This window comes from Psychromonas sp. Urea-02u-13, from assembly GCF_002835995.1.
GTDB lineage: Bacteria > Pseudomonadota > Gammaproteobacteria > Enterobacterales > Psychromonadaceae > Psychromonas.
On the sequence record NZ_PJBZ01000042.1, the window covers coordinates 102,140 to 116,992 of the forward strand.

Genomic DNA, 14,853 nt, shown 5'->3' on the forward strand with positions numbered 1-14,853 from the left:
TAAAACAGGAGAAACAGTCAAATAACGGATAAACCTCCTCGTTATTCACGCTAAAAAAGCGAGCATGTTATAAACCCGATTAAAGGCGTTTTATGAAGATCTTGGGTAGTACAACCGTGGCATTGTTTTTATTTTAATATAAATACATTGAATGTTAAGATGCGTTTTAAGAGTGAGTTAAAAACTTATAATCTGCGTCCGTAGCATTCCAACAACGTCAGTGGTCAAATTACACCATTATGTCATCAATGAATATTTGAAAGGTAAACCGAGCATGCACAGTAAGACAGAGCGATCATCCATAAATAATTTATCGATACGCAGCAAAATAATTTTAAGCGCAGCCATTCCAATGTTACTAATGAGCATGATTGCGACTGTGGTTTATATCAATATAGAAAAGACCATTTCCACCGCTAAACTGGTCGAACAGACACATTCAATTACCGCAAAAGGTAATGAGCTGATAAAACTGATGCTCGACATGGAAACAGGTGAGCGTGGTTATTTAATTACCGGTAATGCCGCTTTTTTAGCCCCGTTTAATAATGCTAAAAGAGTGTGGGTAGCACGTATCAATGAACTAAAAACGTTAGTGGCTGATAACCCACCACAACTGGCGAGAATTACTAAAATAGATCAGTTACAAACACAGTGGTTAATAGAAGCGGCTGACATTGTTATTGCAGCCAGACTCAAAGTGAATAATATCAGCCAGCAAGGTGACAGCGCAGCAATAAATGAAGCCAAGCAGAGCAAAGCACAAGCCTTAGCTAACGTGGTGAAGCTGGTTGAAGATAAAACCGGCAAAGACATTATTGATAATATTCGCGCGACAAAAGAGCGCTTTGTTGAGGCAGAAAACCTATTACTGGTTAAACGCCAACAGGCTGCATTAGTGGCTGCCACCAATACCAAAACCATGATTATTGTAGGCACCTTATTTGCTATTATTTTAGCCAGTTTGATCGCCTTTTTTACCTCTGCAAATATTCTTAGTAATCTTAAAAAATTAATCCTTGGGACAAAAAAGATAGCCGAGGGCAACTTTGACCATATCATTGAAGTGTCTAACAAGGATGAATTATCTTTATTAGCAGACTCTTTTAATAATATGTCGCAGTCATTAAAAGATTCTATCGATGAAATGGAAAGTGCATTGCAAAGTAAAGGTGAATTCCTTGCTTCAATGAGTCATGAAATTCGCACACCAATGAATGGCGTGTTGGGTATGTTAGGTTTATTGCTTAATACTAAACTGGATAAAGATCAGCATCATAAAGCCTCAATCGCACAATCAAGCGCGCAATCATTATTGACGATCATCAATGATATTTTAGATTTTTCTAAAATTGAAGCGGGTAAATTATCTCTCGAAAAAATTCCTTTCAACCTGCAAAAAACCTTAGAAGAAGTGGCTGAAAGCCTCGGTTACCAAGCACACGAAAAAGAACTGGAGCTAGTGCTCGACATTGCCAAAGTGGAACATCTTCACATTAAAGGCGATACCAACAGACTGCGCCAAATTTTAACCAACTTAATTAGCAACGCGATTAAATTTACCGCCACTGGTGAAGTGATTATTCGTGCTTCTACTAAGCAGATAGATACTAATAATGTGCAATTCACTTGTCATATTATTGATACCGGCATTGGTATTGAGGCTGATAAACAAAGTGGTTTATTTGAATCATTCACTCAAGCAGATTCTTCAACAACTCGAAAATATGGCGGTACAGGATTAGGTCTTACCATTTGTAAACGCCTCACGGAATTAATGTTAGGTCACGTTGCTGTTAGCAGTGAAATAGGAAAAGGCAGTGATTTCTCGATTGAAATTCCCTTTGAAGTGGAAAATGAACAACCGCTTGCCGTGCCTAACATCAATATCAAAGGATTAAATATCTTAATTGTTGATGATAACAAAACCAACCGTGAAGTCTTACAGGGTTTATTAGAAAGCTGGGGCGCAATTGTTGTTGAGGCCGTTAGTGGTAAAGAAGCACTACAAATTTGTCAACAACGTAGCCAACAAGCCCATAAAAAATTCTTTGATATCGCCTTTTTAGACATGCAAATGCCAGAGATGGACGGCTCAGATTTAGGTAAGCAATTACAAAGTAATGCTGCTTTTTCTAAAATGAAATTAGTCATGATGACCTCAATCGGAGAGCAGGGCGATAATGAATATTTCTCTAATATAGGATTTAGCGCCTACTTTACTAAACCAACGACCACCTCAGATCTGTTCTCTGCATTAGCTATCATCATTGAAGACGGTGATACCTTAAAACGCGCTCAACCTTTAGTGACAAGCCAATATATTAAAAGCTTAAACCCATGCCAATCAACACAACCTGCTAGCTGGACAAAATCAACGCATATCTTGCTCGTCGAAGATAACAAAGTAAATCAGATGGTCGCAAAATCGGTATTAGAAGAATATAAATTTTCTGTCGACATTGCAGAGCATGGTGGAGAAGCCATATCGAAGTTGCGCGCTTATCCTTATCACTTAGTCTTTATGGATTGCCAAATGCCAGTGATGGACGGTTATGAAGCGACACGTAGAATACGTTCGGGTGAGGCAGGTACATCAAACAGCCAGATAACCATTATTGCAATGACAGCCAATGCGATGGTCGGTGATAAAGAGAAATGCTTTGAAGCCGGTATGAATGACTATCTGAGCAAACCACTCGATATTGAACAATTATTAAAGAAATTACAGCAATGGGTTCCTATCACCGACAAAAGTGCAACCCGACCTGAAGTTGAGAAAATAGCACAAGCTGAAAAGCCATCAGTGGTTATTTGGGACAAACAGCAAGCGATGCAACGCTTATTAAATAATAACGATTTATTACTTGCCGTTGTTGATCAATTTCACCAGGAAGCACCGGATAATATCAACCAATTAACCCTCGCTATCAATGAAAACAATTGGTCACAAGCGAGTAAAATAGCGCACATTATAAAAAGTAATGCGGCTAACCTGAGTGGATTAGATTTGTTGGATAAAACCACTGAACTTGAGCTGCACATAAAAAATGAAAATGAGAGCCAGGTAAAAACATTGTTACCTGAATTTATCATTTCATATCAAACGCTGATTAGCACACTACAAGAATAGTAATATTGACCCGCTATTAATTAACATAGCGGGTCTTATCCCTTTTGCTCCCTCGTATTAACGCGAATTAAAGACAGCCCTCAACGATAGCAAGCCAGCCCAAAGAACATTGACATCGATTTCACCACTACGACAGATAAGTCACTCAACAGCATGCACACTCCTTCTCTGAAAATGAGAGCTACTCAACCAAAAATTGAGTTTTAAATACGCCTTATTCACCATGATTTAAAAATCTTCACTATGATTAATGAACATCTGCAAATCAAAAAATTATCAAAACATTCCGCTATTGTAATCGGTGATTATTTCTAAGGTAAACCAGCATGCAAAAGACCAAGCAATCATTAATAGGCTATTTATCAATACGCAATAAAATCATTATAAGTGCGCTCATTCCAATGCTACTCATGGCAATAATTGCGGCTATGGTTTATATCAATATTGAAAAAACAATTTCAACGGCTAAATGGGTTGAACATACTCACTCTGTGACAGCGGAAGGCCATCAGTTAGTAAAACTTATGTTAGATATGGAAACCGGTATACGTGGTTATTTAATTACCAGTAACCCTACTTTCCTCACCCCCCTTAACCAAGCAAAAAGAGCCTGGGTCAGACATATCGAGGAACTAAAGAGAAAGGTTGCAGATAACCCTGTTCAAGTTGCTAGAGTCATTGAAATAGAGCAGTTACAGAAAAAATGGCTAAGAGAGGTGGCTGACATTGTTATTACTGCCAGAATGGAAGCCAGTAGCACTCATTATAACGGTGCTACTGATTTAAAAACCAAGCAACACAAGCAACAACAAGCGCAATCATTAGCTGAAGTGATTAAACTGGTGGAGGACGAAACAGGCAAACGTATCATGGATAAAATTCGCGCCATTAACATTCGTTTTATTGAAGAAGAAAATCAATTACTCGGTAAGCGTCAACAAACAGCCTTAGCCGCTGCAGATAGAACCAAGAAAGTGATCCTTATTGGGACGTTAGTAGCCTTTCTTTTAGCCAGCTTGATTGCATTTTTAACCTCTGCCAATATATTAAATAACCTTAAAAAATTATTACAGGGCACAGAAAAAATTGCTCAAGGTGACTTTGATGATGAGATTCAAGTCTCCAGCCAGGATGAATTTTCTTTATTAGCAGAGTCCTTTAATAACATGTCTCAGTCATTAAAATACTCTATTAACGAAATGGAAAACGCATTACAAAGTAAAGGTGAGTTTCTTGCTTCTATGAGCCATGAAATCCGCACGCCAATGAATGGTGTGCTCGGTATGTTAGGGTTATTGCTCAATACTCGATTAAATAAAGACCAGCACCATAAAGCCTCAATTGCACAATCAAGCGCACAATCATTGCTCTCTATCATCAATGACATTCTTGATTTTTCAAAAATTGAAGCGGATAAATTAACCCTAGAAAGCATTCCTTTTAACTTACGACAAACCCTTGAAGAGGTCGCTGAAAGTCTCGGATTTCAAGCACACGAAAAAGAACTCGAGTTAGTCCTCGATATTGCCAAAGTGCAACACATTCAGATTAAAGGTGATAGCAACAGGTTGCGCCAAATTTTAACCAATTTAATCAGTAACGCGATTAAATTTACAGCCATCGGTGAAGTCATCATTCGTGCAACAACCGAGCAAAACGATAATAATACTATCCAATTCTCTTGCCATATTATCGATACTGGTATTGGTATTAGCAGCGACAAACAAAGCTCTTTATTTGATTCATTCACCCAAGCGGACTCCTCAACAACGAGAAAATATGGTGGCACTGGGTTAGGGCTTACTATTTGTAAGCGCCTAACTGAATTAATGTCAGGTAAAGTCTCTATCAGCAGTAAACCAGGAAAAGGCAGTATCTTTACGATTAACATACCCTTTGAAGTTGAACATAATCAACCTCTTGAAATACCTAATATTAATATAGAGGGCCTAGAAATATTAATTGTCGATGATAATAAAACTAATCGAGAGGTATTACAGGGGTTATTAGAAAGCTGGGGGGCAATTATTGTTGAAGCCGTAAGTGCTAAAGAAGCCTTACAGATTTGCCAGCAACGTAGCCAACAAGCCCATAAAAAATTCTTTGATATCGCTTTTTTAGATATGCAAATGCCTGAAATGGATGGAGCAGATTTAGGTAAAAAATTACAAAGTAATAAAGATTTCGCAAAAATGAAATTAGTGATGATGACCTCAATTGGCGAGCAGGGTGATAACGAGTACTTTTCTAATATTGGATTTAGTGCTTATTTTACTAAACCGACCACTACCTCAGATCTCTTTTCTGCACTCTCTATCATTATGGCAGGTGGCGATACTTTAGAGCGCGCTCAGCCACTGGTCACCAGCCAATATATTAAAAGCCTAACCCCGCGCCAGCCAACACCAAAAACCAGCTGGACAAAATCAACGCATATATTGATAGTCGAAGATAATAAAGTAAATCAAATGGTGGCAAAAGCGGTCTTAGAAGAATATAACTTTTCCGTCGACATCGCTGAACACGGTGGTGAAGCAATCACTAAATTACGTGCTTATCCTTATCATTTAGTGTTCATGGACTGCCAAATGCCAATCATGGATGGATATGAAGCAACCAGAAGAATACGCGCAGGCGAAGCGGGACAATCAAATAGCCAAATAACCATTATTGCCATGACCGCAAATGCGATGGTCGGGGATAAAGATAAATGTTTTGCAGCGGGAATGAATGATTACCTCAGCAAACCATTGGATATAGCATTGTTAGTTGAAAAATTACAACTGTGGGTGCCAAGCCCCGATAAAAACACCCTAAAACCAGAAGTCTAAAATATCCAGAGTCGTGCCTATGATTTCTGATATACGCAGTAGAAAACAGATTAACGCTTATTAACAAGCTCAATTAAGCCACTAATTTCATCAACTTTATTCGTGTTTTCTTGATGGGTGGTATTTAACCAAATTGCACTCATTCCAACCGATAAAGCGGGTAAAGCATCACGCACCAAATTATCCCCAACCATAGTAATCTCCGCCATTTCAGCGCCGACTTTATTAGCAATCGTCTTGTAAAAATCGGCAGATGGTTTTTCATAACCAATATTATCGGGACAGAAATAAGCGCATATATATGGCGCTAACCTTGTCCGAGCAAAGGCGATCTGCATTAATGTAGATGAGGTGCCTTGAGAACCTGTCGCAACAAATATTTTAGCGTTTAACGAGAGTGTTTTAAGCACTTCATATGCGCCAGAAACCTCCTCTACCTTAGGCCAGTCTTTCATATGCCCCGGCTCATTGGGAAAATTAATCATCAGGGTATCACCCCAATCAAATAGATAAATACGACTCATCATGCTCCCTGCCTATAAAGTTAAAATCGATATGTATCTATCAAAACATACCATGTTTTCAATCTTAAAAGACGAGTAGGCAGGCTAAAAAACAGACATAAAACACACTTTATCACATTTTGTGATGATACTATTTTTCTATTAATCGCTTTTGAATTGGTTGTATTAGCTTGCCCATAATGACAATAACCACAGCGCCGATGAAGACTGGAGTTAGCAAAAACATCCAACCTTGTCCTGCAATCATAATCAATATTGGATTTGCTCCCGCCGGCGGATGCGTCGTTTTTGATAGTAACATTGCGCTAACGCCAAGCCCTGTCGCAAACGCTAATGTAAAGGAATTAACGCCTACAACCTGAACAAAAAACACACCAATAAAAGCAGTAATTAAATGCCCTAAAATAACATTTTTAGGTTGTGCCAACGGGCTATCTGGTAAGCCAAAAACCAATACTGCGGTTGCCCCAAAAGGCGCCATCAGCAACACTGCATCGCTTAATATTTCATTTGAATATGAAAGTACTGCAATCGCTAGCGCCACGCCAACACCCGAAAAAAGTGGTAATAATAATTTATTCATGTGAAACTCCACAAAACCAAAAAAAAGGACAGACTTGTCCTATTTAGAATAAACAAAATGATTACCTGCTGTCAACTGCATGATTATGGATGAGAATATGAATAAAAAACGTCAGTTATTGATTGATACCGCGTTAACACTTTTTTATGCAAAGGGGATTAATCACACTGGCATTAACGAGGTGCTTAGCGTTTCAGGGGTAGCCAAAAATACACTTTATAATCATTTTGAGAGTAAAGAAGCGTTAATCATTGCAACACTTGAACAACGGCACACGCTGTTTATCGAATGGTTAACTTCAAAGCTAGAAGGTGCAGATTCTGATCAACAGGTCATTACTCAATTATTTACTGCACTAGCGCAGTGGTTCACTCATTGTGATCCTATTTTGGGTGATTTTAGAGGCTGTTTTTTTATTAATAGCTCAGCAGAGTTTAGCGATCAAGGTGGTCAAATTTCATTGTTTTGCAAGCAACATAAACAGCAATGCCGTGACCTTATTGGCCAGTCTCTAACAAATAAAGATGCTTCATTATTGGATGCGATATGTCTGATGAAAGAGGGGGCAATTAGCACCGCTTATGTCAGTGGTGATGTAACGATTGCGAAAAAATGCATTACGTTGCTCAACATAACCGCTAAAAACATTAATTAACTAAAGCCAGTATGCATAAAGTGCTGCATAATATTCGCCTCTATTCACTGTTATTGATTGATTAACATGCCTAATAAACTGCAAGAGAGTGACCTCTATTTACCTATCAAAGATCACCTAGAAAAATTAGGTTTTGAGGTAAAAGGAGAAATAAAAGATTGTGATATTGTCGCTCAAAAAGATGATCAGTTAATTATTATTGAGCTTAAATTAAACCTTAATATCACTCTGTTATTGCAAGCTGTGGATCGCTTTTCACTGTCTGATATCGTCTATATAGCAATCCCTAAGCAGTGCTCCTTATATAAAAAACAAAGTAAGCAGGTAAAAAAACTCATCAAACGTTTAGGCATTGGTTTAATGATCGTGGATATACAAAAAACAGCACAATATGTGGAAGTTGTTTTTGACCCACAGGATTACACGCCAAGAACCAATAAACGCAAGCAGGGCGCATTGTTAAAAGAGTTTTCATTACGTATTGGAGATACACAAAAAGGCGGTTCAACACGCGCTAAAGCCGGCTTAACGGCTTATCGCCAGCGATGTATTCGTGTGGCTGAATATCTCGTTGATAAACCATCAGCCAAAGGTGCTGAGATTAAAAAAAAAATTGGAGAAGAACAAGCCACTAGTTTTTTAAGTAAGGATTATTATGGATGGTTTGAAAAAGTAGACAGAGGTGTCTATCAGTTATCAAAAAAGGGCAAACAAGAGTTGCCTGAATGGTCAGTAAAATTAGCGAGTATCTCGATTTAATAAGGCTTTTATAAAAAGGGGAGATTTCCCCCCACCTTTATTCTTTGCTAACTATTAGCTTCCATATCTAAATTTATTTTTTTACTTTTATAACGCACAATAAACCAGGTTTTAAATAGTAGAATAGCGAATAAAAGTAGCTGCAAGTGGATATTACTGATAAAGAAATAAACCGATATACTAATCGATAACCAAGTTAATAATAGAATATTAACTTTATCTTTTTTAGTTAATCCATTGCCACTTCTAAACTTATCGATAAGTGGACCCATCACTTTATTTGCCAGTAATTTATCATGAAATTTTTTAGAACTACGACTAAAAAAGAACAGCGCTAACAATGCAAATGAGGTTGTCGGTAAACCAGGAACAATGATTCCTATGATTCCCATCGTTAATGACATAAAACCAAGCGTCATATAAGTATATTTTTTTATCATGAAATACCTTCTTCATAAAAATAGAAAACTGAAAAACAATACGTATATAAGGAGGCATGCATTTTATAATGTATGCCTTTCTAGCGTTATTTAAAGCTCATTATTCGCTTGGGATTTCTCTAACCAAACGTACATTACCCCCACTTTGGTTACCCAAAACACCAGTTGAGTATCCATAGTTAATGCTATGAATTTTTTTGGCATCCTTACTTTGTGTTTCCGTCGCGAAGATAAATAGATTACTCAAAACCCACCACATTTTATATTGATGGTTATCTGCAATCCTAAGCGCCAGCATTTCATCTAACGTTGCTTGGCTAAGCTGTGAATAATAAAAGTTAGTATAAATATTCGGCGTACAATCTTTATTATAAATGCTCATTGCTTCGTTAAAATTTGGTGCACGCCAAGGTTGAGCGTACTCACCTAAACGCGTATTTTCTTTGTTAATTATCTTACTCACTTCAAGAGGGTAATTGGTTTTCCAATTTCCAGATAACAAGTGCTGCGAACCTGAACATGCTCCTTCTGCAGTGACTGTTTGCCCATAAGGGCAGTAAGCCCACTGCAATCCAGTTGCTAAGTCGTTAACGACTTTAAAGTCACCATCATCCGTTGGTAGTATTGTATTTTCAAAACGACCAGTTTGATCTAATGCACTAGTACCTTCATAACATTCAGGCACTAATACGGGTGCAACTTCTGCAAATACGACTTGGCTAATCAATGCAAAAGGTAATATCAATGTTAATTTGTTCATTATTGTGCACTCCCAGCGATCACTTCTGTGGTGGCTTTAAATCCATCACTCACTAACATCACACTACCTGGTTTCCATATTTCATAAGCATCCCCGATAGGTTGTCTCGTTGGTCTAAGTTTGCGCATTTTAGGATAATGATCTGCGGGATGTGGATTCGCGTCTGAAGCGGGGGTTTGGGAATACCTCTGATGAGTCGCAGTATCACTTGCCCAAAATCCGTAATAATATGATTCGTATTTATCCGTGCCATTAATATCGACCCACTTGATGCTGTAGGTATAATCTAGGCCTGAATCAAATGGGAAGTAACGCGTATCCCAGTTGATTTTATTTTCAACACGATGATCAACCAGAGAATATAACTCTTCCATAGTAGGTAATCGCCAGTTAGTTAAACCGCATAATTGGCTTTCATTAACCCATTTCACCTGATTTTCTGAATGGCAAACCTGTGCATCACTCGAGAACTCATCGGTTTCAGGATTATAACAGCTGCCGTTAAATGGGCTGACAGGTTCAGAAATATTAAAAGGTTGTTGTGCAAAGTAACTTTGATCATCATGCAAAGAAAAAGGATGCTCTTCGGTTACTTTCTTTTTCGTTTCCCATACCAATCCTGAATTTAAATCGCTGACACAAGAAAACTCTAAGAGTTTATGTGATAAATCTTGGCGAGAGATTGGTGCACCGCTGTTGTCCAACTTCAAGTAACGCGCCCCTTTTATGCCATCGCGATCACTATTTGTCGCTAAGCCAGATAATGGATCACAGTTACTATTTACATCGCGACCACGTGTGGCGTCACCTGTACCACTAGTCACACGCGTATCAGCAACAAATTTTTGACCAGGTTTATAACTTAAAGGCGCACTAATACTGCCAGAATCTGACTGCACACGAATTTGGTATGCTTGCCATTTTGTTAACCCTGTAATGGTCGCTTGCGTTTCACTGATATCAATACTCGCCGACGCGCTGTTAATATTGTTAAAAGCTTCAGTTGCCCATGCAACCGTATAGCTATTAGCTTTAGATTGCGCAGACCAACCAACCGTCACCCAGTGCATGCCTTGTTCATCAATGCCTTGGCCTAATAAACCTAAACCAATCACTTGATCATTTAATACCTCTTTCATACAAACTGGCGATAAATGTGAATTTGGATAAACCGTTAACCAATTACCCGCTTGGTTATTATCCGTGAAAAAGGGGTTATCCACCTGCGAGTCATTAATAAGATCAATGCTGGCCTGAACAACATGTGATACGTTTTTATCATGATTTTCACGCATCACAGCACCTAGCCCTGAATTTTCGCTTAGTTTTTCATACAATTTTAGTAATTCTGGCACCTGATTATTATTGGATATCATACCGTATTTAGCTTTCATATTAATGCCAATGGTTGATAATAGCGTTTGGTGAAAATCAACACCTTCTATTAAATCAACATCTTGCCCAAACAAATGACCTTGAGCTTGCAATGCAGTTAATCCCGCTAAAAACTCAGTCGCTTCTCTTGGCAAAGCGGCCGATTGTTCTTTTAATTCAAGTAACGTGAGTGGTGTTAACTCATACATACTGCCATAGCTAACTAAATTTGTTTTAAGCAATAATACTGCTTGCGCTGTGCTCATATAACCTGCATTTAACGGCGCATGTTCATCGCTATCAACAATACCATCAGCATTATTATCCAGCTGTGCAATTTCACAGAATGACCCAAGCACTGAGCGAACCTGGGCACCAGTCACCGGATCTTCTACAACCAGCGTTAAGGTATCTTGCATATTATCGTTGGTGAGAAAACTTGAGCCATCTTTACTACCCGGTTGACAGCTTTCAAAAGAGCCCGCGTCATCAAATAAAGGAATGGTTAATTGATACGTACTTTTACCTGCGACATCTATTTTTAAATGACGTCGATTATTGTTATCTAAAAGAACCGCTTCAATAATCCTGGGTGGAAAGTCAGCATTATAATAAGAGTCTTTTTCTGTAACGGTGGGTTTAACACCCAACAAGACACTCACTTTGGCATTAGTAAAAACAGCCGGAAAATTACCTTTAATGGTTAATTTTTTCTCGTTATTAAGCGTAAGTAATAGCGCTTTTAAAGGCGATTCATAATCGCTATTTTCAAGCACGCTTATTTTGCCTTGGAAGCTTTTCTGTAGATCATCAACGGCAGGTAAAACAATACTTTTATCAATTGCTATGGAGGTATAAGCGTCAAAAACAGAATTAACAGTACGGCTTTTAAGTTTACTAATCACCCCTTCAAGTAAATTGTTAATGTCGGTATTAATAACAGGAAGAGAAGGGTTGGTTGCAATCTCCACACCTTGCTCATCAAACACTTTCTCAGCAGGCAGGGTTGCTAATGCTAGCGCGGTTAGTTCGAGTACAAACGTTTGATTTAATACTAATTTATCGCGGTATTTACTGAGTTGTTGGTGGTTGAGTTTAATGTCAAAGTTTTTATCCCCCTTTTTAGTTTCATAGATATGTTTCATCAGATCAGGACTAAGCATGAATATATTACCGCCTTCAGGCTTTCCGCTAATACTGGCTATTTGTTCTGCTGTTAAATTAACTTTGTAGCTCTCGGGGTAAGCTTTAGACTCATCGCTTTCTTTGCTTGCATTTAAAAGATCTAGTACATCTCTGAATAATACAACTTGCTCTTCTGTTATGTTTATAACGCTATTTTCACTTTGCTCGGCAATCAATTCCTTGGCACGATTTAATTCTGCAGGAGTGATCACTGTTCGAGTAGAACGATTAGTCTCATCCGCAGCTAATACTTCTTTAGCCACTAAATTAAAGGCCATTGTGACAGGTGTTAGCAACAAGTCAGAAAACTCATCAGAATCGATTAGTTGGTCATTATTAACGTCATAATTATCGACTTCGGCTAAATTTCCCAAATTATTACTGAGCTTAATTGCTTCATTACTTTGTAAATTTGCACTCAATGTAACGGGTTGATCTGTCGGCCATTGGCTAAAATCAACATCAAATTCGTAGGACCCATCAATAGGATCAGAAACCGTAGTTTCACAAATATTTCCTGAACATAAACTAACAGCATAAAGATGATCTTTACCCGCATAAACAGAGCCCGCAACAGTAATGGTTTTATTTTCCACAGTAGGGGGTACAAAAATCACATCTCCATCACCATTGGTTGGTTTATCCGTTGCCGTTGAATTATTAGAATTACCTCCTGAATCACTGCCTCCTCCACCACAAGCTGTGAGCGATAATCCTAGCGTAGACATGATTATTGACTTTTTAAATCTCATTTTCTTCCCTTTTTAAAATGCATTTGAAAATATTTTAAAACTATTTCAAAGGTATTTATAAATAATTAATGAACACATTATGTCTACATAAGACATTGAAATATAAGGAACCAACCTTGAGTAAATACTTATATTTGACCTTTAAAATACCGCGTAGTTGCCTATCAATACTCGTAACCAATAGGTATTTTCAATCGATGATATTGATTATCATTACCGAGATCAATACAATTCAACAAAATCATTAACATAAATGATTAAAATTAAGGTTTGTTTTTTACAAATAATTAACAACAAAGGGATAGATATGAAAGGCCAAACAAGAAATTTAGTGACTCAATATTTACACGATGAGGAAGGCGCAACGGCAATTGAATATGGCATTTTAGCGGCTGGATTAGCGGCTGGAATTTTAGCAATATTTGGTTCTGACGGTATTTTCGTTAGCGCATTAAAAGAAAAATTTATGACCATTGTTGAAGGCATGAATATGGGAGGAGGAGGTGAATAACCCACAGGTTATTTATTCGTTATTTAGCCTCATATTATTTTTATGGATAACAGTGAGCGATCTCATTAGCAGAAGGGTCCCTAATATTGCATTAGTGATGCTCGCGGTTTTAGTGTTTAGCTCACTGCCTTTTTCAATACTTAATTTATCCATTAGTTTATTTATTGTCTTACTAGGCGTCATTGCATTCCAGAAAAAGATACTCGGGGCTGGCGACAGTAAATTATTAGCATTGTGTAGTTATGCAGCACAATCTAGCTGGTTAGATTTATTGATCATTAGCGCATTATCTGGTGGTGTTTTAGCCATCTTTGCATTGCTTTATAACTATCTGATCACACGTAATGTGATCGCAAAAAAAACCATGACCACCTTGCCCTACGCGATTGCGATTATTAGTGGCGCGGTGATCACAATCCCTTATATGGAGATATCATGAAAAAAGTAATCTTTGTTAGTGGCACACTTTTAGTGTTATTAGCATTGTTAACGATGGCCGGGATTAGCTTTACACAAAGTAAAGCAGCAATAATACCCGAAGATCCGATTGTTGAAGTTCCTCAAGCTGAATTGCAAGTTAATCGCGCAAGAGCCCTGACAATCAATCAAAACATGCAAGTTGGTAGCTTTTTGAAAAGCTCGAGTTTGCTGTGGACTGAACTCGATGAAGCACATGAGAAAAATTTTAATGCACTCTTTTTAGATGGCTTTATCAAACCTTCGCAACTTCAGGGTAGTTTACTAACGCGGACCTTAAAACACGGCGACTTTATCACTGTTGATGACCTTATTCGCCCCGAAGATAACAACTACCTTTCCTCAATGATTACCCCCGGAATGCGCGCTGTCACACTAGAAGTAAGCAAAAATACGGTTGGTATTGGTTTGTTTCGTGCGGGAAACCGAGTAGATGTTGTTTTAACCAGCTTAACTGAAGTGGATAAAAAAAGTCAGCGTCAAATTTTAGCCAGCCATGCTTCCGAAATTGTTTTACAAGACATTCGTTTGTTAGCAATTAACAACCAAATATTAGGTGCTCAGGCTCCCCTTATAGAAACACAAAATGAAAGAAAATTACGCCAAAATATAGAATTTATAGATGTCACCTTTGAAACTACTCCAACGCAAGCCGCACGCTTAGTGCTGGCAGCTCAATTAGGTGAGCTTGCTTTGTTGTTGCGTAGCAAACAAAGCGATTCAATGCGTAAACCAAAAGCAATTTGGGCTGAGAACATATCCGAAAACCACAACCCAGAAAAGCAAGTTAGCCACGGTGTTTCTATTTATCAGGATGAGAATAACTAACTAATATGAAAAATTATATATTTTTAAGTCTACTGCTTTGC

The 14,853-nt window shown here is 38.0% G+C and carries 12 protein-coding genes; 7 read left to right on the forward strand and 5 right to left on the reverse strand.

What is annotated here, in order from left to right; translation table 11 throughout:
- Positions 1–274: 274 nt before the first annotated feature.
- Together CXF74_RS04875 and CXF74_RS04880 are read left to right on the forward strand one after the other, a co-directional pair.
- Positions 275–3,133: a response regulator gene (locus CXF74_RS04875; protein ID WP_101081272.1), complete on the forward strand. Its 2,859-nt coding sequence runs from the start codon at positions 275–277 to the stop codon at positions 3,131–3,133.
- 326 nt (positions 3,134–3,459) lie between these two features.
- Positions 3,460–5,964, forward strand: coding sequence for a hybrid sensor histidine kinase/response regulator (locus tag CXF74_RS04880; protein ID WP_101081273.1), 2,505 nt, complete (start codon positions 3,460–3,462; stop codon positions 5,962–5,964).
- 50 nt (positions 5,965–6,014) lie between these two features.
- On the opposite strand, the gene CXF74_RS04885 is transcribed toward CXF74_RS04880, so the two are convergent.
- Both CXF74_RS04885 and CXF74_RS04890 read right to left on the reverse strand, forming a co-directional pair.
- A complete protein-coding gene (locus CXF74_RS04885; protein ID WP_101081274.1) occupies positions 6,015–6,491 on the reverse strand; it encodes an HAD family hydrolase in 477 nt (158 codons plus the stop codon).
- A gap of 127 nt (positions 6,492–6,618) precedes the next feature.
- Positions 6,619–7,071, reverse strand: a complete 453-nt coding sequence (locus tag CXF74_RS04890) for an HPP family protein (protein WP_101081275.1) — start codon at positions 7,069–7,071, stop codon at positions 6,619–6,621.
- Positions 7,072–7,168: 97 nt separating this feature from the next.
- Between CXF74_RS04890 and CXF74_RS04895 the strand changes: the two genes are divergently transcribed.
- Both CXF74_RS04895 and CXF74_RS04900 read left to right on the forward strand, forming a co-directional pair.
- On the forward strand, positions 7,169–7,726 hold the full coding sequence (locus CXF74_RS04895; protein ID WP_101081276.1) for a TetR/AcrR family transcriptional regulator: 558 nt from the start codon (positions 7,169–7,171) through the stop codon (positions 7,724–7,726).
- 66 nt (positions 7,727–7,792) lie between these two features.
- Positions 7,793–8,485 carry a DUF2161 domain-containing phosphodiesterase gene (locus CXF74_RS04900; protein ID WP_101081277.1) on the forward strand — a complete coding sequence of 231 codons (693 nt, stop codon included), beginning with the start codon at positions 7,793–7,795 and terminating at the stop codon, positions 8,483–8,485.
- Positions 8,486–8,532: 47 nt separating this feature from the next.
- Here the strand turns inward: CXF74_RS04900 and CXF74_RS04905 are convergent, their stop codons facing one another.
- The 3 genes from CXF74_RS04905 to CXF74_RS04915 form a co-directional block, all read right to left on the reverse strand.
- Positions 8,533–8,925: a YbaN family protein gene (locus CXF74_RS04905; RefSeq protein WP_101081278.1), complete on the reverse strand. Its 393-nt coding sequence runs from the start codon at positions 8,923–8,925 to the stop codon at positions 8,533–8,535.
- A gap of 100 nt (positions 8,926–9,025) precedes the next feature.
- Entirely contained in the window at positions 9,026–9,685 is a 660-nt protein-coding gene (locus CXF74_RS04910; RefSeq protein WP_101081279.1) for a DUF1566 domain-containing protein, read from the reverse strand.
- Positions 9,685–12,996 (reverse strand): Lcl domain-containing protein, encoded by a 3,312-nt coding sequence (locus tag CXF74_RS04915; protein WP_101081280.1) that lies wholly within the window; start codon positions 12,994–12,996, stop codon positions 9,685–9,687. Before CXF74_RS04915 ends, CXF74_RS04910 begins: the two co-directional genes overlap by 1 nt.
- Positions 12,997–13,303: 307 nt before the next feature.
- On the opposite strand from CXF74_RS04915, the gene CXF74_RS04920 reads away from it, so the two are divergent.
- The 3 genes from CXF74_RS04920 to cpaB are packed head-to-tail and all read left to right on the forward strand — an operon-like array spanning position 13,304 to position 14,812.
- Complete coding sequence (locus CXF74_RS04920; RefSeq protein WP_101081281.1) at positions 13,304–13,507, forward strand: Flp family type IVb pilin; 204 nt, start codon at positions 13,304–13,306, stop codon at positions 13,505–13,507.
- Positions 13,500–13,946, forward strand: a complete 447-nt coding sequence (locus CXF74_RS04925) for a prepilin peptidase (RefSeq protein ID WP_101081282.1) — start codon at positions 13,500–13,502, stop codon at positions 13,944–13,946. Before CXF74_RS04920 ends, CXF74_RS04925 begins: the two co-directional genes overlap by 8 nt.
- Entirely contained in the window at positions 13,943–14,812 is an 870-nt protein-coding gene (gene cpaB, locus CXF74_RS04930) for a Flp pilus assembly protein CpaB (RefSeq protein WP_101081283.1), read from the forward strand. Before CXF74_RS04925 ends, cpaB begins: the two co-directional genes overlap by 4 nt.
- Positions 14,813–14,853 lie beyond the last annotated feature (41 nt).